Here is a 20,561-nt window from a genome sequence, read left to right as displayed (position 1 = left end):
TTTACCAAATATTGAAGTATCAAAGGTATAATTATATTTCTTCTAAGCTCCATCTAGCTTTAGGACAGAAATTTAAAGGCGTAAATAACCCATTATTATAACGCTCAAGCCCAGCATAAGCAATCATCGCAGCATTATCCGTACATAGCGTTGTGGGCGGATAAATAAGCTTATAGCCATGTATTTTGGTACGATTACTTAATATTTCTTGCAAATATTTATTAGCGGCTACTCCGCCGGCTATTACTATATTTCTATTAAAATCATTTGTTATTCGTTCATAAACTTTAATAGCTTCTAGTATTTTGCTGCTTAAAATTTCCCCTATTGTAAACTGAAAGCTTGCTGCTATATCGTTAATTATAATATCGTTAATCTCTTGTAAGCTCATTATTAGAGTACGCACTGCCGTTTTAAGCCCTGAGAAAGACATATTACAATTACCGCTATTAATAATCGGTTTTGGGAGTTTATATTTATAAGGATCGCCCAGCTTTGCCCTTTTTTCGATTTTAGGACCACCTGGGAAAGGCAAGTCAAGCATCTTAGCCACTTTATCAAAAGCCTCACCTACTGCATCGTCTATAGTACTACCAAGAATTTTGTATTTTCCAAGCCCAAGTACTGCGACAAATTGACAATGCCCACCGGAAGCTAATAAAAGCAAATATGGATATGGGATATTATCGGTTAATCTTGCAGTTAATGCGTGTCCTTCTAAATGATTTACTGCAATAAAGGGCTTATTTAAAACGCTAGAAAGAGACTTTGCAAACATTGAGCCGACTATAACGCCGCCAATTAAACCAGGTCCTGAAGTTGCTGCTATTGCCGTAATTTCATCTAAGCTAGTATTGTTCTCAAGTAAAGCCTGCTTCATAGCTTTTTCGAGATTAGCTAAATGAGAACGTGCGGCTATTTCCGGCACTACTCCTTTATAGTCCGCATGTTCTGTATTTTGTGATATGACTATATTCGATAAGATTTCCCTATCTTCAGTTATTATAGAAACACTAGTATCATCACAACTTGATTCAATTCCTAAAATTTTTTTCATCTTGGCTTCACTCTTGTCATCCCGTGGACAAGCCACGGGATGACATCAAGATTTTTTACAATCTTCACAGTATAAAACTACGCAATAAAATCAAAATCTTTACCTAAGGCAATATACTCTCTAATACGGCTCATTAGGTTCTGAAAATATGTAAGATTATGCCAAGTCATTAGCATCGCTCCGAGTATTTCGCCTATTCTAACCAAATGATGCAAGTAGGCTTTGCTATAATTTTGACAAGCAGGGCAAAGGCAATCAGTTTCCAAAGGCTCGTTATCTTCAGCATATTTACTATTGCGGATATTTACCGTGCCATATTTTGTGAAAGCCTGACCATTACGACCTGACCTAGTCGGGATTACGCAGTCAAACATATCTACCCCTCTGCTGACTGCTCCAATAATATCAGCAGGCTTTCCTACCCCCATCAAATATCTAGGTTTATTTTGCGGTAGGAAATCAGGGGCATAATCCAGAACTTTAAACATAAGCTCTTGTCCCTCTCCAACTGCAAGACCGCCTATAGCATACCCTTCAAAATTAAGCTCTATTAAATCTTTAGCCGATTGCTTGCGTAACTCTTCGTAAGTGCTACCTTGAATAATACCAAACTGTGCATAACCATCTCGTTTAACAAATGCTTCTCTTGATCTATATGCCCATCTAGTTGTGAGCTGCATAGAGGTTTTTGCTTCTTCAAACGTTGCAGGGTAAGGAGTACATTCATCAAAAGCCATAGTAATAGTACTGCCGAGTAAATGCTGTATTTCGGTAGAACGTTCAGGTGTCAGCAAATATTTATCACCATTAATATGCGAGTTAAAACTTACTCCCTCTTCCGTTATCTTACGCAACTTCGATAGAGACATTACTTGATAACCACCGGAATCGGTTAGTATTGGCTTATCCCAATTTATGAATTTATGCAAACCACCAAGGCGTGCGATACGCTCAGCACTTGGTTGTAGCATTAAGTGGTAGGTGTTACCGAGCAGAATATCAGCCCCTGTTTCGCCTACCGATTCAGGCAGCATTGCTTTAACAGTTCCTCTTGTTCCGACCGGCATAAAAGCAGGAGTACGAATATTGCCGTGAGCAGTAGTAATAATCCCGCTTCTTGCTTTTTTATGTTGATGATTGATATTAAAGGAAAATTTTGACACTAATAACTGCCTTTTTATTTAAAGTATTAAAGACAGCATTTTAGCATAATATAGATTACAGATAAAGATTTATTGCCTGCGTGGCTTGTTTTTCCCTTATTACAAGGAAAAATTAATGTTGTTGTATGGTCCAGTTCAACCCTTGTCATGCCATGACGGCATTGCCCTAGTGGATCATTTTTTCCGTCTGAGCTAAGGAAATTACAAAGTAATTGTACGTACACAATCCAGCTAAAAAATGCTAACTTATAGCATTTTTTATTATTTTTCCTGGATTGCCACATTCGCTTCGCTCATTCGCAATGACAGCTTGGCATTCACGCAACAACGCCATCACTGGATAGAATCGATTCATGCCACAACGCTTCCTCGCAATAAGCAATGCAGAGTAACAGGAAAATACTTATACGCAAATAGCGAGTGATCTAACAAGCTCAATTATTATTTTTCTAACATCTGGATTCTGTATTTTAGTAAACGCTCTAGTTAATGATAAAATTTCTCTCTCTAAAGTTCTAGTTAAGTCTTCTCTACTAAAAGGAATGTTATATTCATAATCTTCGTCTTCTTCAGCCACATTATTTAAAAGATGCTCATCTATTTCGTTAGATAAATATTCAATTTCATTATCAAAAATATTATCGTCAGTATTTAACCTTTCTTCTTCAGAAATAGAAGCGTTGAAAAAATGCTTTAACGGCGTATTTAAAATTTTTGCTAAAACATATAATCTACTTACTGGTATAGTACTTATTCCCTCTTCATATTTTTTTATTTGAATAGCACTAATGTCTAAAGTTTCGCCGAGTTCTTTTTGACTAAGACCTATTGCAATACGACGTTGCTTTAAGCGTTCACTTGCGATTTTATCTATGTGTTTTATTGTATTCATAATTAATAATAGGCTTAATATTAAAAATTGGTTATTGCAAAGTATATTCAACTTTAAATATACATTATACACATAGCACGTATTTAATCAAGCAACTTTATTAAAATTTAATACAATTAAACTAATCCCTTGAGTTAATAAGCTTTTTATCTAATAAATAGTTAACTAAAAATATAAAAAATACGATTAGCAGAATAGTAATATTTCCGAATTTCGAAAAAATTGTGGGAGAATCTAGTTTTTTAGGAATTAAACCATCAATATAATTTGTTTCATTTAAATCTAATTTTTTTATTACCCTACCAAGAGGATCTATTATTGCAGAAATACCATTATTTGCTACTCTAACCATCGGTAAACCATTTTCTACAGCTCTACTTTTGCTAATATGAAAATGTTGATATGGTCCGCTAGATTTTCCATACCATGCATCATTTGTAACGTTAATTATTACACCAGCTGTTTCATTATTTGTTCGGACAAAATCAGGGAAAATAGATTCGTAGCAAATCAAAGGTTTTATTTTTAGGTCATATTTATCAAGATAGACAAGCCCGCCATTTCCTTCAGTATAATCAATAAAACCATGAGTTAGCTTTTTAAAAGGTAGTATTTTTTTAAATGGCATATATTCACCAAAAGGCACTAGATGAGATTTATGATATTCAAATAATTTATTGCCGTTCTTTTCAAGAGCATACATAGCAGTATAAAGTTCAAAATCCTCTCCCCGTTTTTTATTATCTGATATCCCACCTGTAATTAAAGTAGCATCTACCGAATTTAGTAGCCCTAACAACTCTGATTTAACCACAGGTATATCATAAGGTACTACTAAAGCTGCCTCCGACCAAATAACTAAGTCAATTGATTTAGGCTCGCTGACGATGTCACTCGTCGCTCTCCTATTACCTATAGGCTTCGCTCCTTGCTCCTTGTATCCAAGCCCAACTGAATTGACTATAGATTCTGAATTTTTCGATAAATTAATATGCAATATTAAATTATGCCAAAATTCTTCCTCATTCCATTTATCGGTTTGAGGGATTGATGGTTGCACTAAACGGACTTTTATATCAGTAAAATTTGTAGGATAATTATATAGCCTTACACTGCCATAAGTAATTATCACGGCTAGGGTTATGCTTGAAGTCAGTAATAAAACTTTTAGCTGATCAAATTGTTTAGTAAAAAACGGATAACAAGAAGTGGAAATATAGATTACTATAAAACTAAGCCCATATATTCCAATTATATTTAAAGGTTGGATTAAAATATCTGAGAATGAAAAAGCATAACCTATTAAATTCCAAGGAAGACCGGTAAATATCCACGATCTTACCCACTCAAATAACACCCAATATAAGCAAAATATAAAATGATAATATTTGTTATTTCTAACAAAAAAACTAAACACACAACTTGCAGATACGAAAAAAGCTAAAATTATAGGTAAGCCAAATAATGCGAAAGGAATAGCCCACCAGAAATCTGATATATAAACGCTAACACCGATGCTAATCCAATATATGCCACTTAAAAAATGCCCAAAACCGAATATATATCCAAGCTTTGCTGCCTCTTGCCAGTCTTTAGATTTTTGTACTAAATAACACAGATAAGATAAGGTTAATAATGCAGGTAATAGAAAAGTCGGAGCAAAAACCAAGCCGCTTAATAGACCTAATAATAAACAGCTAATCTTCGGTTTATACATTTTTTTATCAAAATTATTTTATTTACAAAATAATACATCATGCTATCATCCAGGCAAGTTATATTTAGCATTGCTGGTATGGATCATTTCCCCCTGTCACCCCGTGGCTTGACCACGGGGTCCAGCTAAAAAATACTAATAATATTAGTATTTTTTATTGTTTTTCTGGATCTAGTTCTCAAGCCACGGAATGACGGTGTGGGATTTTCAATCTACGCAAGCAATGCCATCTCATTTTATATTTATTTAGGAGCGTGTTTAATGACTACAGGATTATTACAGGGGAAAAGGGGTATAATTACCGGTATTGCAAATAATATGTCTATATCATGGGCGATAGCACAGCTCGCACGCAAACATGGTGCTGAACTTTGCTTTACTTATCAATCAGAAATCTTAGAAAAAAGAGTTAAACCTCTTGCTGAAGAAGTTGGTTGCAATTTTGTTAGCGAGCTTGATGTTACAAATCCAAAGTCAATTACTGATTTATTCGCTGAAGTAAAAGAAAAATGGGGAAGTTTTGACTTCTTACTGCACGGCATGGCTTTTTCCGATAGAAATGAACTTAAAGGACGTTATATAGATACTAGCCTTGGCAATTTCAATAATAGTTTGCATATATCATGCTACTCTTTAGTTGAGCTTGCAAGAGAAGCTGAAAAGTTGATGAATGATGGCGGTAGTATAGTAACATTAAGCTATTACGGTGCTGAGAAAGTTATACCAAATTATAACGTTATGGGCGTAGCTAAAGCGGCATTAGAGGCGAGTGTTAGATATTTAGCAAATGATATGGGTGAAAATAATATCCGTGTAAATGCTATTTCAGCAGGTCCTATTAAAACTCTTTCAGGTAGCGTTATTGGTGACTTTAATACTATGCTTAAATCTCATGCGGCAACTGCTCCGCTAAGACGCAATACTCTTCAGCGAGACGTGGCAGGAGCGGCGGTATATTTATTTAGCCAACTTGCATCCGGTGTTACAGGCGAAATTCATTATGTAGATTGCGGCTATAATGTTATGGGTAGCAATAAGATAGTGGGTTAGTTGCCACTCCATGGTGGCGTGGATTAAGAATTGTCATTGCGAGGATAAACTGTAAGTTTTGTACGTGTGCAATCTCAGGATGTTTGATGAGATTGCCACATCGTTTCGTTCCTCGCAATAACGTTTTTTGGCTCACATGGAATAAGAAAGAACTACTCTATAGCTTTTTCGATATTAACTATTATTGCAGGGGATTTATTAATTTCTTGTTTAAGAGTTTTTCGTATCGTAGATTTTATTTTTTCTTCTATCTGTTCCTTAGATAAAGCTTTTTTAGCTTGGCTCTGCTGAGTTTTAATAAGCTCTGCGATGTCATTTTTAATTATATTAATCAATTGCATATCTTCATTTGCGTCAAGTAAACCTGGCATAGATAATATGGGTTTTGCGGCAAGCAAGCCTTTTTGATCAATTACAATCGAGGCTATTACTATACCAGACTCACGCATACGTCTTCTAGCTTTAAAAATAGGTGATTCTACAGGGAGCAAATAGTTACCATCAACAGCTAAATAACCGCTTTCAACTTTTGCAATCACTTTAGCATTATTAGGTTCAAGTAGCACCACGCTACCATTCTCAACTTCCACTGCATTAGGTATGCCGTTTTTCTTAGCAAGTTTAACATGCTCATGAATATGTACTGGCTCACCATGTACAGGTATACAAATATTTGGTCTAATTAAAGAATACATTTTTTGTAGCTCATCAACAGAAGGGTGACCTGATACATGCACGAAATGATCACGTTCGGTAATAACTTCCACACCACTTTTAACAAATATATTAAATAGCCTAAATATTTTCTTTTCATTACCAGGAATAATTTTTGAAGAAAAAATCATAGTATCTTTAGGAGCAAGCTTTATTGACTGGTGAGAGTTAGAGGCTAGTTTTGCAGTAGCAGCTAGCGGCTCACCTTGACAACCAGTAGCAATTATTAATAGCTCTTCTCTTCTGAATCTACTAACATCACGTTCACTAATTAAAGGTGCAATATCTTTAAAATAACCGCTTTCTTCGGCTACAAGCTTAATGCGGTGCAAGCTTCTACCAGTTAGGGCTACTTTTCTACCTGCAAGTTGAGCAGCATGAATTATGGTATCAAGGCGGGCTAGATTAGAAGCAAAAGTTGAAACTACTACCATTTGCGGGCAGCCAGCTATAATATCTATTAAACTTTTTCTAACATCCCCCTCAGAACCGGAGCTTCCTTTATTAAAGACGTTGGTAGAATCACAAACTAACGCAAGTACTCCCTCGTCCCCGTAAGATTTTAAAAGCTCTTCATCGGCTTTTTTGCCTAGCACCGGATCGTTATCAAATTTCCAATCTCCTGTATGTAAAATATTACCGGCTTCCGTGCGGATCATAATTGCTTGCATCTCAGGTGCTGAGTGAGTTAATGGTACCATTTCCAGCGAAAAAGGAGATAAATCTATTTTACCTCCTGCTTTTACTTCATGAATTTTAATATTTTTAGCAAAATCATATTCGCTTAAACGAATTTTTAAAAAATTTGCTGTGAAAGTAGTAGTATAAATAGGACATTTGAGGCTATTCCATAGATATTGTACTCCGCCCAAATGATCTTCATGAGCATGAGTTATGATCATTCCGACTATATCTTTTTTATGTTTTTCAATGAAACTGCTATCTGCAATCATCATATCAACGCCTGGTAAATAATCATCAGCAAAACCGCTACCACAATCAATAATTAGCCATTTACCTTTATAATGATACAGATTAAAATTCATACCTATTTCGTTAGAACCACCAAGAGGTATAAATAGTAAATCATTTTTATGATTTTTGATATTGAATGACGACATATTAATTTCTATAATTATTATACTTATATATTTATCCTTATAACTTATTATTGCTTAAGCGTCTATCTTTAAAAAAGAAATTCACAATGAATATGAATAAAATAGCATTAGTTTATAACCAAAATTCTAAATCTTCAGATAATATAGAGGAAATAAAAAAACTTTATACTTATTGTGACGTAGAAGATGCGGACGTAATCATGGTAGCTGGAGGGGACGGGGAGTTATTGCATAATATACATCGTTATATGCATTTAAACATACCTTTTTATGGTGTTAATTTAGGCAGTCTCGGCTTTCTGATGAATCCTTTGGATATTAAAAATATACTAAAAAATATTCAAGAAAGTACTGCTTCTACTCTTAATCCTCTTTTAATGCAGGCTGAAGAAGTAGATGGTCAAATACATAAAGCTCTTGCGATTAATGAAGTATCAATATTTCGTAAAACTAATCAAGCAGCTAAATTTAAAATTGAAGTAAACGGCGTAGAGCGAATGAGTGAGCTAGTAGCAGATGGAGCTTTAGTTGCAACACCGGCAGGTAGTAGTGCCTATAATTTATCTGCTGGTGGTCATATTCTCCCTCTAGAGTCGAATATGCTATGCCTAACCCCTATATGTTCATTTAGACCGCGTAGATGGTATGGGGCATTATTGCCGTCTTCAGCTTCCATTAAATTTGAAATACTTAATACAAATAAAAGACCAGTAAACGCCACTGCTGATTTTCAAGAATTTAGTAATATAAAATCAGTTACTATTAAATCGACTAACGATAAATCTATCAAATTGCTCTTTAATAAGAATCATACTTTAGAAGATCGTATTATTAAAGAACAGTTCGGTGGATAGACTCGTTTTATTTGAAAAATTGGCTATCTGTATTAGACACCTAATAATTCTAACTCATGCTGAGTTGCTTCAGTATAGCTTATAGGCGGTTCTTCATTTGGTAAACCAGTATTATAACGTGTATTAAATACTTGAACAGCTTGAGCAGTGAATTTATCGAATATGCCAGTAGACTGTACTCCATAACCATATGCTTGTAAATTTCCTTGTAAAGCTTCAACCTCTGCTCCTGAGTCACCAGATGTTAATAATTTTTTACTTTTTTGTTCATCTGTAGTTTCAAAATATTTTCCAAAATCAGAATCTGCCAAATCTTTCCAAGGGAAAAATTTGCCTGGAGCTATATGATTATTAACCTCTCTATTTACAGTTATTTCACCCAAACCAACTAAATTTGCTTTTAGATCTATTTCTGGATATCTTTCTTGTATATCAGTAAGAAGATTTTTTAATTGAGAAATTTGTATAGTGGAAAATTCACTTTTTGCATCGTTAATAAGCATTATACCAATGCCAAAATCATTGACACTATCTGTTCCTTTCCAGCTACTTTTACCTGCAAAAAAAGTTTTATCAGTTAAATCATTATGATATTGATACTGTTTTCCATCTTGATCGATAATATAATGTACGCTTGTGCCGTTTTTTTGTAGTGCGTTAATAGTTTGCTCTAAATTATTGCAGACAGAATAAGTAATTACTACGGTTGTAGGTTTTACTCCTTCTGGTCGTGGAGCCATAAATTTACTTTTATTTGAATTGCTTATACCATTGTTATTTAGCATAATGTCCCTCATATTTTTTTAATAAAAGTCCAAACTTGAACTGTATAAATTATTAACATTCTTTAACTTTTCAGTCAAGTTACTTTAGAGCTTATTAAAAAATATTAATAAAATCTTTACAAAAAAATAAATTACTATATAATATGCGTTCAAAAAATTTTAATGTAAAAAAATATGGAAGGAAAAATAAATTCTTTTAGACTTATTCAAGAAAAAGATTTTTTATGTTTACCTAATCAAGATAATAAAGCTCAAATATTCAAAAGCAATTTGCAAAATAAATTTATAGAATTATATAAATGTATGTTAAAAGAAATTGATTTTAAAGATTATTTGAGAATAATCCAAAACTTAAATGCTCCAGAATTAGCTTTAGAATTTGCTAATTTAGCTATTACAAGAATAGCTAATAAAAAAAATAATCTTCTAAAATGTTTATTAGAAAATTACCCTTATGAAAAACTTAAAAACCATAAATTGTTTATAGATTATGAAATTAGTGAAGATGGTTCATATTTAGAACATAAATTTTCTAAATCAGTTATATTTTTTGAATATAAATCTTTTTCTAATTCTTCTTGCTTACAAGATAAAATTTTTAACAACTTTCTTGCTAAAAAAAGCAGTTTTTATTTAGCCGCTATAGAACAAAATATTCAATTAATGGAAGCAGTATCTGTAGATATATTCAAGACGGGACATATAGTTTTAAATTTATTAAATACTATAGATCAAGAGAAATATAAAACAGCGTTTCATTTTATTATAGAAATTGTACATTTTATAAAACCTGAATTTCAATTTGATATTATTAAACAATTAGCAGATACAATAGCAGAAGATTTTAATGTTCTAGCCACTCTTACTAACGTATTACTTGAGTTTGAAAAAGATGAAGAGATAATAACATTACTTGAACCTAAATTATTAACTATAAAAAATAATGTGATACCGGAAGAGGAGGGCATTATTTTTTGCCGTTTTAATTTATCATTAGCATATTTTAATGTAGGAAATTTGTCATTAGCTGAAAAACAACTTTTACATTTTTTAAAAACCGAACCTGACGATAAAGATGCTCTCTATAACTTATTTAATATTTATTTAACACAACAAAAATTAGACAAGGCTAAGGATTTAACAAAAAATTCCCCAAAAGATTTAAAAATTTTAATGGAGATGAGTTTAGATTTAGCTGAGATTAGTGCTATAAAACTAAATTCAATTAATCAGGATGAATTACCTGCGACAAGCAAAAGTCAATTTCGTTGTTTTGAATATATTGCTAAATTTAATAGCTATAATGATTCTGAAAGAGACTCAAATTATGAAAACTTGAAAGAAGAATTAATTGAGATTGATAAGGTTATTGATTACGCAGTATTATCGTTTACAACTGCTATTTATACCAAACAATATGAATTAGCAGCACAATTTGCCAAAAAAATACCTAAAAATATAATAACTCCATATATAGAAAAAACTAGGTTTTTATTAACTCCTGTCGAATATATAAGCGAAGTTCATATAGAAGAACTAAGAAGTAAGTTTGATTTATCACAAGAAGATGCTATAGATTTAGTGATTCAGGTCAGTAGCTGTTTAGTCGCAGATGAACAATATAAATTAGCCTTAGAAAAAATTGAAGAAATATTACTGCTTGAACCTCAAAACTATAGTGCTATAGAGATTGGTCTTAGTGCTGCTGAATTAATTAACAATCAAGAAAAAATCCAAGAATATAGTGTATTATTACATGAAAAATATGAAAAAGACTTCATTAATGATATACAAAATACTCATAAATATTATCGATCAATAAAAGAGCTTAATTTACGTCATGCTATTAATAATACAAATAGTAATGTTAGTAATTGGCTAATTAAAGAAGGAGAGATTAATAAAAACGATGCTATTTCTTTAGGTAAATATAAAGGACTTGATTGTTATGGAAGAATTAGCACAGATATAAAATGCGATAGTACTCAATATAATGAATTTATCAATGCGTTAGAAAAAGGCATAATTTACAAACAGCAGGGAAATAATGGAGTTAAATTTCTCAAGGAAAATGCTGTTGAAATCAAAATTAATGGTGGTAATCGTTTATATACAAATATATTAAATACTAATCCCCAAGGTGAGTTATTAATAAATTTTGATCACTTTGGTAATCATAAAGATGTAATAAAGTTTGTTGGAGAGCATAATTTAGAATTTCATGAAGCTTTTGAACTTACTCAAAAGGTTGCCTTAGGTTGATAGCAGCAGATAAAGTTCCCTCGTCTAGATAATCAAGTTCACCACCGATAGGTATGCCGCTAGCGAGGCGAGAGATTTTTGCGGGATGGTCTTTTAGATATTCTGTAATAAAATAAGCAGTAGTTTGCCCCTCTAAAGTAGAGTTAGTTGCGATAATGACTTCTTTAATATTTTCCTTAAAGCATCTGTCAAGTAGTTCCGGTAACCTCAAGATACTAGGGTTCTGTCTGCTAGCTGCTGATAAATTATGACCAAGCACGTGATATAATCCTTTGAAATTACCACTACGCTCCATTGCCCATAATTCAGCAACAGTTTCAACTATTGCAATAACTGATTTATCTCGATATTCAGATGTGCAGATACCGCAAATATTTTCAGTATCCATATTACCACAGACCTGACATTTTACTATTTTCTTATCTATTTCTGTAAGATTATTGATAAGAGTTTTTAGCCTTACATCCTTGTCTTGCAGTAAATATAATACTATACGTCTTGCTGATCTGCTACCAAGTCCAGGAAGCTTAGAAAATAGGTAAATTAGCTGGTCTATCTCGTTATTATTATCGTTCATATTAAGCCTTTATTACGACAGTTCCAGCTATTTTATCATGTAATGCTTGTTTTTGAGAAGAGAAAAGTATAAAGAAAATACCGATCGGAAATGTCATATATCCAAGGAATCTTTTAATTAACTGTTTAAGGGTCGGACGGTTAAAGTCGTTTGCATCTACTATTTTCATACGCATAAATATTTTGCCAATGGTTGCTCCTTTATAATACCAAAAACCTATAAAATATGAACCTATCACTGTTAAATTAATTAGTAAAATTGAAACATTAAATAAAATGTATTTATTAAAATTTCCTGCTTTAAGATATTCATAAAATTCTTGACTCATAACAGATTTAAGCACCTCGCTTTGATTATGCAAGTCAATATTATAGCTCTGGAAATAATCACGGTAGAAAAAAACCATTAGATAAAAGAAACAAAATTGTAAAATTGGGATTGCTATGAAAGCAAATAACGATAAATCAAGTGCCGTAGAAAAAATACGTGCTATAAAATCTGGGTATATAATTTGTTTTTTCATTGCTGATTACTATTTTTTGATGTTTAATTATAAATAATTTAAAAACATTACAGTATTTATGGAACAATTTGAAGCATTTAGTTTATTATTTGTTGATAGTTTTGTCTCAAACTTATTCATCGGTTTTCAGCGTGAATTAATTTTTCATTCTATGAAAATGTTTGGTAACTATAGTTACCCTATAATGTTTATAGTAGCTACTTGTGCTTCTCTTGGTGGTAATATAGTTAATTATATTTTTGGTAAATGTGCTTTAAATATTTTCTACTCTTCTAAAAATGAACAAAATATCTTAAGGCATAAAAATTTAGCACAACTTTTTTATAAATATGAGATATTTATACTTCTTCTGATGGCGTTTCCTTTTTGGGGAAGCTTTATTTCCTTATTTTCTGGTTTTTTTAAAACAAAATTTTCAAAATTTTTGGGGCTTGGTTGTTTAGCAAAAGCCTGCTATTATATTGCAGAACTATATATATTATAAAATAGCCATGAAAAAATTAACTTCAGAAAATTCTCATAGACAGCAAAAAGTAGCAAGTATAATAAATGAAGCATTAATTGAGATTTTACATCGTGGTAAAATGCTTGATCCTAGACTTTACGATTGTCCTCTTACGATAACAAAAATTATAGTTACTGCCGATTTAAAAATAGCCAATTGCTATTTTCTACCTTTTAACACTAAACTAACGCCTCAAGAAATTACCGAAAGCCTAAATAATTCCAAAAATGCTATCAGAAATTTTGTAACAGGCAAGATAAATATGAAATACTCACCCGATATAAGATTTCATTACGATCACGGATTTGACAATGCCTTAAAGGTAGAGCAACTACTAAAGGATACTAATAATATATAATTGTTAAAAATGGGATATATTTTAGATAGGCACAGGTGCTAGGGGATAAACTCAATCATTGAAAACAATAATTATCCACTGCATTAAGTAAAAATACTTAGTGCAGCAGTCCCCTAGCATAAAGTATGCACTAAAGGCTTAATAAGCTGTTTTGCAATAATGGAGTTTAAACATCATTCACGTTTTACATACTATCAACAGTAATTAAAATAATCAAGTGCTTTTAGTTACTTTTTAGTATTTTTTTAAACTATAAGTATACCCATATTATTTCTTAATGTTTTTACATTTTTAGTATAAAAATCTATTAATTTTTATAAAAAATAAAGCCTTATTTCCATAAATAACTTTCAAAGATTGTTTTTTTGTATTAAAATGAAAAGATAATCTTTTAGAGTAAGTAGAATGTCTCCTCAAATAATCGAGCTATTAATTTTTGCTGGTATTGCTTTTTTTATTATTAATAAGCTAATTACGACGCTTGGTGCTACTTCGGATGATGATCCAGCAAAACAAAAATCTTATTTTGGTGAACCAGTTATTAAAGATGTAACAAACAGTTCTAATAAATCATATGAAGAAGAAAAAGATCTACCAACCGCACAAGATATTAAAACTTTTAAAAATTTGATAGTAGAACAGAATATAACGGCAGTTGTAGATGGTATGGAAACAGTGCATAAACGTCTTAATACATTTCAACCTATTAAATTTATAAACAACGCTAAAATCGCTTTCCAAATGATTATAGAAGCTGCTTATAAAAACCAAACAGAAGAACTTGCTGAATTAGTTGATAAAAGATTTTTAGAAGAATTTGAAAAAATATCTGCTTCTTATGGTAATTTTTTCGACTCAACGGCTTTAAACGCTAAATATTCTGAAATTTATACATTTGGCAACAACATATTTATTAAATTACTATTCCAAGGTAAAAACGTAGTTGACAAAATAGAGGAACTAAAAGAAGAATGGACATTTACCCGTAATGCTAATACCAAGGAAGTAGATTGGTTTTTAAGCAATATTGAAAAAGTGTAGTTTTTGCCGTCATTGCGAGGAGATGCAACGCATCGACGTGGCAATCTCAGGAGTCCTGCTTCATAAGATTGCCATGCTCATTTCATTCGCTCGCAATGACGATTTGGTATCCACGCAACATATAAATAACAATAATAAACTATTAGTAATGAACAAATTATTCTATATTATAGGCACTATACTAATAATAGGTGTCTTTTTTATGTTTCAAAATAAATCTACAATAATAGGTGATGATAACCAAATAATCCCTCGTAAAGTTCTGTTCGGTAATCCTGACAAGGCAAGAGTGTCATTAACCCATGACGGTAAATATATCTTATATATTGCACCAAAAGACGGCGTGCTAAATATTTGGTTAGCCCCAAGTGATGATATTAGTAAGGCAGAGGCAATAACGCATGATAAAGGTCGTGGTATATGGTCTTATGCTAAAGCTTATAACAATAAAAATATTTTATACACTCAAGATTTTAACGGCGATGAAAATGACCGAATTTATAGTTATAATATAGAAACAAAAGAGACAAAGTTACTTACTCCGGAAAAGGGAGTAAAGGCTGGGCTAGTTGGACTAAGCTACAAAAAGCCAAATGAAATATTAATAGATTCAAATGAGCGTAATCCTGAATATTTTGATATTTATAAATTAAATCTAGATACTTTAGAAAAAGAACTGATTTATCAAAATGATAAATTTACCAATTTTGTAACAGATGAAAATTTAAATTTAAGATTTGGTAGTTTATTAGATAAAGATGGTGCTGTTGAATATTACGAATTAAAAGACGGCAAGCCTCAGCTATTTACCAAAATATCAATGGAAGATTCGTTTAATACCGCTATACTTGGTTTTGATACTAGTGGTGAAACTTTATATATGCTAGAGGGGCGTGATCGTAATACTTCAGCCCTTAAAGCTATAAATTTAGCTACCAATAGTTCAGAAATATTAGCAGAAGATTCAAAAGCTGATATTGGTTTATTTGCTGTACATCCTACCAAACAAACACCGCAAGCAGTATCAATAAATTACGATATGGTATCATACAAAATATTAGATAAAGATATTGAAGATGATATCAAATATTTGCAAAATCTTGATCGTGGTGATTTGATTATTAATAGTCGAACACTTGATGATAAAACTTGGATCATAGCTTATAATAGTGATAATTCACCAGTGAAATATTATAAATATGATCGCACTAATAAAAAAGCTGAGTTTTTATTTACTAACCGTAAAGAATTAGAGCAATATAAACTTGCTAAAATGATACCGGTAATTATTAAGTCACGTGATGGTTTTGATTTGGTTAGTTATATTACTTTCCCAAATGATATGAAACTTGATGAAAATAATATTCCTGATAAAAAAGTTCCGCTAATAATTAATGTTCACGGTGGTCCATGGGCACGTGATAGTTGGGGGTACGATCCGGAGCATCAATGGCTTGCTAATCGTGGCTATGCAGTTTTAAGTATTAATTATCGTGGTTCTACTGGCTTTGGTAAAGATTTTCTTAATGCTGGAAATTTAGAATATGCCGGTAAAATGCATACTGATTTAATTGATGGTGTAAATTGGGCTATTAATAATAATATAGCAGAAGCTGATAAAATAGGGATTATGGGTGGAAGTTACGGCGGTTATGCAACGCTAGTTGGTCTTACTATGACACCTGATGTGTTTGCTTGCGGAGTTGATGTTGTTGGTATGTCTAATTTATTAACTCATGTACAAACTAAAGCCCCATATTTGACTCCATTATTAAGTATATATAAAACACGTATAGGTCCTTGGGATACTGAAGAGGAAAAAGAGTTTTTAAGACAAAGATCACCGATTAATTTTGTTGATAATATCAAAAAGCCTTTATTCATAGCCCAAGGAGCTCATGATGTGAGAGTCGTGCAAGCAGAATCCGATCAAATCGTAAATGCTATGAAAGCAAAGCACATACCGGTAGTTTATGCACTCTATAAAGATGAAGGCCACAGCTTTGCAAAACCTGGTAATAGAATATCATATTACGCTCTTGCCGAACAATTTTTAGCTAAAATCTTAAAAGGACGTGCTGAAGAAATTGGCGATGATCTAAAAAATGCTAATTTAATTTTGAATGATCAAGAGAATCTAAACGGAGCGGAAGCAGAGAAGATAATAGGTAAGGCAGTTGGAGAGTAATACGGCTACATCATTGCGAGGAAAAACTGTAAGTTTTGACGAAGCAATCTCAGGAGTTTTGCTTCACAAGATTGCCACGTCGCTTCGCTCCTCGCAATGACTCTCCCCAAGCCATGCAATGACCTTATAACATAAATAGAGTACCATTATGCTACTTACGAATACTGAAAATTCTTATGGGTTGATTGCTAAACTTTTTCACTGGATTATGAGTATTATGGTTATATTAATGCTTATTGCTGGTTTTTTAATGGATGATTACATAGAGCCGCCTTTAAAATGGCAAATATTTGGCTTACATGAAGCAACCGGAGTGCTAATTTTAACTCTAGTTATATTAAGGCTTTTATGGAGATTTTATAATACTACTGTCTTACTACCTGCTGATTTACCAAACTGGCAAAAGAAAGTTGCCACCATTAACATAAATCTCTTATATCTTTTAATGATATTAATGCCGATAAGCGGCTTTCTTATGACCATTTTGTCAAATCATCATATAGATTTTTACGGCTTGTTTACTATACAATCTTTTACCCAAGATTTACAATTCGCCAAAATCTGCAAAAAAATCCACCAAAAAGCAGCTTTATTATTTACTGCTCTGATTATTCTTCATATACTAGCTGCGTTTTATCATCATTTTATTAGAAAGGATAATGTACTTAAGAGGATGTGGAATAGTTAATTTAATCATAAATTTATTGACATATATACAAAACTATGTTTTATATAAGTAAGATTACATAACTTACTATATTAGTATTATGAGCAAAAGTGCTAGAGTAATAGTTTCTTCAAAAGGGCAAGTAGTTATACCTAAATATATAAGAAATAAGCTTGGTTTGCATTCAGGTTCTGAAGTAATTATTAATTACAAGAAAAACGAAACATTAGAATTGCTTCCTATAAAAAAGGATATTTTTAGTTTTTTTGGTAAAGGTAAACACAAAGCTAAAAATGGTCCAACTGACGTAGATGAAGCTATTAGTATTGCGGTTATCGAAAATGATAGGGATTGACACTAATATTTTAACTCGTACTTTCCTTGAAGATGATGAAGTACAGGCTAAGACTGCTCAAAATTTTCTGAAAAATCATGTTAATCATAAAATCTTTATTTCCTCATATGCAATACTTGAATTTGCATGGGTGTTAAAAGTAAAAAAGTTTACACGCCAAGAAATTTATGATGCAATTATAAATCTTATTGATAATTCTGGTTTTATTATCGGACATCAAGATATAATAATATCGGCAGCTGAAAAATATATAAAAGGTAAAGCAGATTTTGCTGATTATATGATTATTTCCGAAGGAGAGACAAATAGCGTTAATAACTTTGTTAGTTTTGATAAAGAGATAGTACAAGAAATTAAAAGTGCATCTTATCCTTAAGTAGAAATTTAAATTAATAACAATAATAAAATAAATTATTTATGAATATTCACGAATATCAAGCAAAAGAGATTTTAAGAAAATACGGTGTGCCTACTTCAACTGGGGTAGTGATTACGAAAACCGAAAGTATTAATGCAGCGATTGATGAGCTAAATACAAAGGTTTATGTAGTTAAGGCACAAATACATGCTGGTGGTAGAGGTAAAGCCGGCGGTGTTAAGGTTGTTAAGAGTAAAGAGGAAGCAAAAAAAGTTGCTCATGATATGTTCGGTATTAATTTAGTCACACACCAAACAGGACCACAAGGTCAGAAAGTAAATCGTCTTTATATTGAATCAGGTTGTGATATTTTAAAGGAATATTATTTTAGTGTCATATTTGATAGATCAGCTAGCTGCATTACCTTTATAGCTTCTACGGAAGGCGGTGTTGATATTGAAGAAGTTGCAGAAAAAACTCCTGAAAAAATCATCAAATTTTCAGTTGATCCAGCTACCGGCTTGCAAAATTTCCATGCTCAAGGAATAGCATATGAATTAGGTTTTAAAGACCATCAAGTAAAGCAAATGAAAGAAATAGTAAAAGCAACTTACAAAGCTTTTATTGAAACAGATGCAGCACAAATTGAGATTAATCCGTTAATTGTGAATAAAGAGGGCAATTTATTAGCGTTAGATGCAAAATTTACCTTTGATGATAATGGTCTATTTAAGCATCCTGAAATTATGGCACTGCGTGATCAAGATGAAGAAGATCCGCTAGAAACAAGAGCAGCTGATGCTGGTCTTAGCTATGTGAAAATGGATGGCAGTATCGGCTGTATGGTAAATGGTGCAGGGCTTGCTATGGCAACAATGGATATTATTAAGCTTTATGGTGCAACACCTGCAAACTTCTTGGACGTTGGCGGCGGAGCTGATCGTGAACGTGTGAAAGAGGCCTTAAAAATAATTTTATCTGATAAAGAAGTAAAAGGTATTTTAGTTAATATTTTCGGTGGTATCATGCGTTGCGATATTATAGCAGAAGGAATTATCGCAGCCGCAAAAGATATAGGTATAAAAGTGCCGCTAGTAGTCCGCTTAGCTGGTACAAATGTTGAAAAAGGTAAAGAGATTTTATCTAATTCAGGTTTAGAAATAATACCGGCTCATGATTTGGCTGATGCGGCTAGTAAGATAGTTGAGGCTATCAGGTAATAATGTCATCCCGTGGCTTGTCCACGGGATCCAGTAATAAAAAATACAAAAAGGTCAATTTTTGCGGTCATTGCGAGCGACTAAAAGGAACGTGGCAATCTCAGGAGTTATTTTCTGTTTCATAAGATTGCCACGTCGCTTCGCTCCTCGCAATGACGATTGTACAAAAATAAATTTAAAAATAATAAGTAGTTATCAAAGATGGCAATATTAGTTAATAAAAAAACCAAAGTAATCTGTCAGGGTTTTACGGGTTCACAAGGTACTTTCCACTCCGAGCAAGCAATAGCTTATGGTACTAAAATGGTCGGTGGGGTGACACCAGGTAAAGGCGGTAAAACTCACCTAGACTTACCAATATATAACACTGTGCATGAAGCAAAAGCCAAAACCGGCGCTAATGCTAGCGTTATTTATGTACCACCTCCCTTTGCAGCCGATTCAATATTAGAAGCAATTGATGCTGGAATTGAAATAGTCGTATGTATTACGGAAGGAATTCCAGTGCTTGATATGGTCAGAGTAAAACGTGCTTTAGTCGGTTCTAAAACAAGATTAATCGGTCCTAACTGCCCAGGCATTATAACACCTGATGAATGTAAAATAGGTATCATGCCAGGACATATTCATAGAAAAGGTTCTATAGGTATTGTTTCAAGATCAGGTACTTTAACTTATGAAGCAGTAGCACAAACAACAGCTGTAGGGCTTGGTCAATCTACATGTGTCGGTATTGGGGGCGATCCCGTTAATGGCACTAATTTTGTAGATTGCATTGATATGTTTTTACAAGATGACGAAACAAAAGCAATTATTATGATTGGTGAAATTGGTGGTGACGCAGAAGAAAATGCAGCTGATTTTATCAAGCATTCAAAAATCAAAAAACCTATAGTAAGCTTTATAGCAGGTATTACTGCCCCTCCAGGTAAAAGAATGGGACATGCTGGTGCTATTATTGCTGGCGGAAAAGGTAGTGCTGAAGATAAGCTCGAAGCTCTACAAAGTGCCGGCGTAACTATTACAAGATCACCTGCGGATATCGGCAAAACTATGCTGGATTTACTGAATGGTTAGGCGTTATCGTCAGCTCTTATGTCATTCCTAGCTGCGGCAGGAATCCAGTAACTTTAGTGTCGCCTCGTAGGGGTATT

20 protein-coding genes are annotated in these 20,561 nt (G+C 32.7%); 12 read left to right on the top strand and 8 right to left on the bottom strand.

The features are described from left to right. Positions 1-31: 31 nt before the first annotated feature. From tsaD to lnt, 4 genes are all read right to left on the bottom strand, one after another. The gene (gene tsaD, locus AAGD49_RS06660) at positions 32-1,057 is read right to left on the bottom strand and encodes a tRNA (adenosine(37)-N6)-threonylcarbamoyltransferase complex transferase subunit TsaD (protein WP_341788455.1); all 1,026 of its coding nucleotides are present in this window, start codon (positions 1,055-1,057) and stop codon (positions 32-34) included. 77 nt (positions 1,058-1,134) lie between these two features. After that, positions 1,135-2,220, bottom strand: coding sequence for a tRNA guanosine(34) transglycosylase Tgt (gene tgt / locus AAGD49_RS06655; RefSeq protein ID WP_341788454.1), 1,086 nt, complete (start codon positions 2,218-2,220; stop codon positions 1,135-1,137). A gap of 403 nt (positions 2,221-2,623) precedes the next feature. Then, a complete protein-coding gene (locus AAGD49_RS06650; RefSeq protein ID WP_341788453.1) occupies positions 2,624-3,112 on the bottom strand; it encodes a helix-turn-helix transcriptional regulator in 489 nt (162 codons plus the stop codon). Positions 3,113-3,233: 121 nt separating this feature from the next. Further along, the gene (gene lnt, locus AAGD49_RS06645; protein WP_341788452.1) at positions 3,234-4,829 is read right to left on the bottom strand and encodes an apolipoprotein N-acyltransferase; all 1,596 of its coding nucleotides are present in this window, start codon (positions 4,827-4,829) and stop codon (positions 3,234-3,236) included. Positions 4,830-5,090: 261 nt separating this feature from the next. Here lnt and fabI point away from each other — a divergent pair, with 261 nt between their 5' ends. Continuing rightward, positions 5,091-5,879, top strand: coding sequence for an enoyl-ACP reductase FabI (fabI, locus tag AAGD49_RS06640; protein WP_341788451.1), 789 nt, complete (start codon positions 5,091-5,093; stop codon positions 5,877-5,879). Positions 5,880-6,031: 152 nt separating this feature from the next. Here the strand turns inward: fabI and AAGD49_RS06635 are convergent, their stop codons facing one another. Further along, entirely contained in the window at positions 6,032-7,714 is a 1,683-nt protein-coding gene (locus tag AAGD49_RS06635; protein WP_341788450.1) for a ribonuclease J, read from the bottom strand. An 86-nt stretch (positions 7,715-7,800) separates the two neighbouring features. Here AAGD49_RS06635 and AAGD49_RS06630 point away from each other — a divergent pair, with 86 nt between their 5' ends. Then, entirely contained in the window at positions 7,801-8,568 is a 768-nt protein-coding gene (locus tag AAGD49_RS06630) for an NAD kinase (protein WP_341788449.1), read from the top strand. A 32-nt stretch (positions 8,569-8,600) separates the two neighbouring features. On the opposite strand, the gene AAGD49_RS06625 is transcribed toward AAGD49_RS06630, so the two are convergent. Further along, a complete protein-coding gene (locus AAGD49_RS06625; protein WP_341788448.1) occupies positions 8,601-9,353 on the bottom strand; it encodes an N-acetylmuramoyl-L-alanine amidase in 753 nt (250 codons plus the stop codon). 174 nt (positions 9,354-9,527) lie between these two features. Here AAGD49_RS06625 and AAGD49_RS06620 point away from each other — a divergent pair, with 174 nt between their 5' ends. Then, complete coding sequence (locus AAGD49_RS06620; RefSeq protein ID WP_341788447.1) at positions 9,528-11,615, top strand: hypothetical protein; 2,088 nt, start codon at positions 9,528-9,530, stop codon at positions 11,613-11,615. On the opposite strand, the gene recR is transcribed toward AAGD49_RS06620, so the two are convergent. Then, positions 11,590-12,192: a recombination mediator RecR gene (recR, locus tag AAGD49_RS06615; protein ID WP_011477894.1), complete on the bottom strand. Its 603-nt coding sequence runs from the start codon at positions 12,190-12,192 to the stop codon at positions 11,590-11,592. The genes AAGD49_RS06620 and recR overlap by 26 nt on opposite strands. A gap of 1 nt (position 12,193) precedes the next feature. Then, positions 12,194-12,715 (bottom strand): RDD family protein, encoded by a 522-nt coding sequence (locus AAGD49_RS06610; RefSeq protein WP_011477893.1) that lies wholly within the window; start codon positions 12,713-12,715, stop codon positions 12,194-12,196. 58 nt (positions 12,716-12,773) lie between these two features. Here AAGD49_RS06610 and AAGD49_RS06605 point away from each other — a divergent pair, with 58 nt between their 5' ends. From AAGD49_RS06605 to sucD, 9 genes are all read left to right on the top strand, one after another. Further along, positions 12,774-13,199, top strand: coding sequence for a YqaA family protein (locus AAGD49_RS06605; RefSeq protein WP_341788446.1), 426 nt, complete (start codon positions 12,774-12,776; stop codon positions 13,197-13,199). Positions 13,200-13,206: 7 nt separating this feature from the next. Then, the gene (gene rbfA, locus AAGD49_RS06600; protein ID WP_011477891.1) at positions 13,207-13,578 is read left to right on the top strand and encodes a 30S ribosome-binding factor RbfA; all 372 of its coding nucleotides are present in this window, start codon (positions 13,207-13,209) and stop codon (positions 13,576-13,578) included. 405 nt (positions 13,579-13,983) lie between these two features. Further along, positions 13,984-14,619: a Tim44 domain-containing protein gene (locus AAGD49_RS06595; RefSeq protein WP_341788445.1), complete on the top strand. Its 636-nt coding sequence runs from the start codon at positions 13,984-13,986 to the stop codon at positions 14,617-14,619. 148 nt (positions 14,620-14,767) lie between these two features. Further along, positions 14,768-16,807 (top strand): S9 family peptidase, encoded by a 2,040-nt coding sequence (locus AAGD49_RS06590; RefSeq protein ID WP_341788444.1) that lies wholly within the window; start codon positions 14,768-14,770, stop codon positions 16,805-16,807. 148 nt (positions 16,808-16,955) lie between these two features. Further along, entirely contained in the window at positions 16,956-17,495 is a 540-nt protein-coding gene (locus AAGD49_RS06585; protein WP_341788443.1) for a cytochrome b, read from the top strand. Between the two features lie 79 nt (positions 17,496-17,574). Beyond that, a complete protein-coding gene (locus AAGD49_RS06580) occupies positions 17,575-17,829 on the top strand; it encodes an AbrB/MazE/SpoVT family DNA-binding domain-containing protein (RefSeq protein WP_341788442.1) in 255 nt (84 codons plus the stop codon). Continuing rightward, a complete protein-coding gene (locus tag AAGD49_RS06575) occupies positions 17,816-18,205 on the top strand; it encodes a type II toxin-antitoxin system VapC family toxin (protein ID WP_341788441.1) in 390 nt (129 codons plus the stop codon). The genes AAGD49_RS06580 and AAGD49_RS06575 overlap by 14 nt, the downstream gene beginning before the upstream one ends. Positions 18,206-18,246: 41 nt before the next feature. Beyond that, on the top strand, positions 18,247-19,407 hold the full coding sequence (gene sucC / locus AAGD49_RS06570) for an ADP-forming succinate--CoA ligase subunit beta (protein WP_341788440.1): 1,161 nt from the start codon (positions 18,247-18,249) through the stop codon (positions 19,405-19,407). Between the two features lie 201 nt (positions 19,408-19,608). Continuing rightward, positions 19,609-20,484: a succinate--CoA ligase subunit alpha gene (gene sucD, locus AAGD49_RS06565; RefSeq protein ID WP_341788439.1), complete on the top strand. Its 876-nt coding sequence runs from the start codon at positions 19,609-19,611 to the stop codon at positions 20,482-20,484. Positions 20,485-20,561: the final 77 nt, after the last annotated feature.

This window comes from Rickettsia endosymbiont of Lasioglossum villosulum (assembly GCF_964026455.1).
Classification (GTDB): domain Bacteria; phylum Pseudomonadota; class Alphaproteobacteria; order Rickettsiales; family Rickettsiaceae; genus Rickettsia.
The sequence above is the reverse complement of the archived record's forward strand: the minus strand, read 5'-3'. Positions and strand labels throughout refer to the sequence as shown.

What these genes read in the sequence shown, in the direction of transcription:
- tsaD (WP_341788455.1), bottom strand. Translation starts at nt 1,057, where the DNA reads ATGAAAAAAATTTTAGGAATTGAATCAAGTTGTGATGATACTAGTGTT.
- AAGD49_RS06650 (WP_341788453.1), bottom strand. Translation starts at nt 3,112, where the DNA reads ATGAATACAATAAAACACATAGATAAAATCGCAAGTGAACGCTTAAAG.
- lnt (WP_341788452.1), bottom strand. Translation starts at nt 4,829, where the DNA reads ATGTATAAACCGAAGATTAGCTGTTTATTATTAGGTCTATTAAGCGGC.
- fabI (WP_341788451.1), top strand. Translation starts at nt 5,091, where the DNA reads ATGACTACAGGATTATTACAGGGGAAAAGGGGTATAATTACCGGTATT.
- AAGD49_RS06635 (WP_341788450.1), bottom strand. Translation starts at nt 7,714, where the DNA reads ATGTCGTCATTCAATATCAAAAATCATAAAAATGATTTACTATTTATA.
- AAGD49_RS06630 (WP_341788449.1), top strand. Translation starts at nt 7,801, where the DNA reads ATGAATATGAATAAAATAGCATTAGTTTATAACCAAAATTCTAAATCT.
- AAGD49_RS06625 (WP_341788448.1), bottom strand. Translation starts at nt 9,353, where the DNA reads ATGCTAAATAACAATGGTATAAGCAATTCAAATAAAAGTAAATTTATG.
- AAGD49_RS06620 (WP_341788447.1), top strand. Translation starts at nt 9,528, where the DNA reads ATGGAAGGAAAAATAAATTCTTTTAGACTTATTCAAGAAAAAGATTTT.
- recR (WP_011477894.1), bottom strand. Translation starts at nt 12,192, where the DNA reads ATGAACGATAATAATAACGAGATAGACCAGCTAATTTACCTATTTTCT.
- AAGD49_RS06610 (WP_011477893.1), bottom strand. Translation starts at nt 12,715, where the DNA reads ATGAAAAAACAAATTATATACCCAGATTTTATAGCACGTATTTTTTCT.
- AAGD49_RS06605 (WP_341788446.1), top strand. Translation starts at nt 12,774, where the DNA reads ATGGAACAATTTGAAGCATTTAGTTTATTATTTGTTGATAGTTTTGTC.
- rbfA (WP_011477891.1), top strand. Translation starts at nt 13,207, where the DNA reads ATGAAAAAATTAACTTCAGAAAATTCTCATAGACAGCAAAAAGTAGCA.
- AAGD49_RS06595 (WP_341788445.1), top strand. Translation starts at nt 13,984, where the DNA reads ATGTCTCCTCAAATAATCGAGCTATTAATTTTTGCTGGTATTGCTTTT.
- AAGD49_RS06590 (WP_341788444.1), top strand. Translation starts at nt 14,768, where the DNA reads ATGAACAAATTATTCTATATTATAGGCACTATACTAATAATAGGTGTC.
- AAGD49_RS06585 (WP_341788443.1), top strand. Translation starts at nt 16,956, where the DNA reads ATGCTACTTACGAATACTGAAAATTCTTATGGGTTGATTGCTAAACTT.
- AAGD49_RS06580 (WP_341788442.1), top strand. Translation starts at nt 17,575, where the DNA reads ATGAGCAAAAGTGCTAGAGTAATAGTTTCTTCAAAAGGGCAAGTAGTT.
- AAGD49_RS06575 (WP_341788441.1), top strand. Translation starts at nt 17,816, where the DNA reads ATGATAGGGATTGACACTAATATTTTAACTCGTACTTTCCTTGAAGAT.
- sucC (WP_341788440.1), top strand. Translation starts at nt 18,247, where the DNA reads ATGAATATTCACGAATATCAAGCAAAAGAGATTTTAAGAAAATACGGT.
- sucD (WP_341788439.1), top strand. Translation starts at nt 19,609, where the DNA reads ATGGCAATATTAGTTAATAAAAAAACCAAAGTAATCTGTCAGGGTTTT.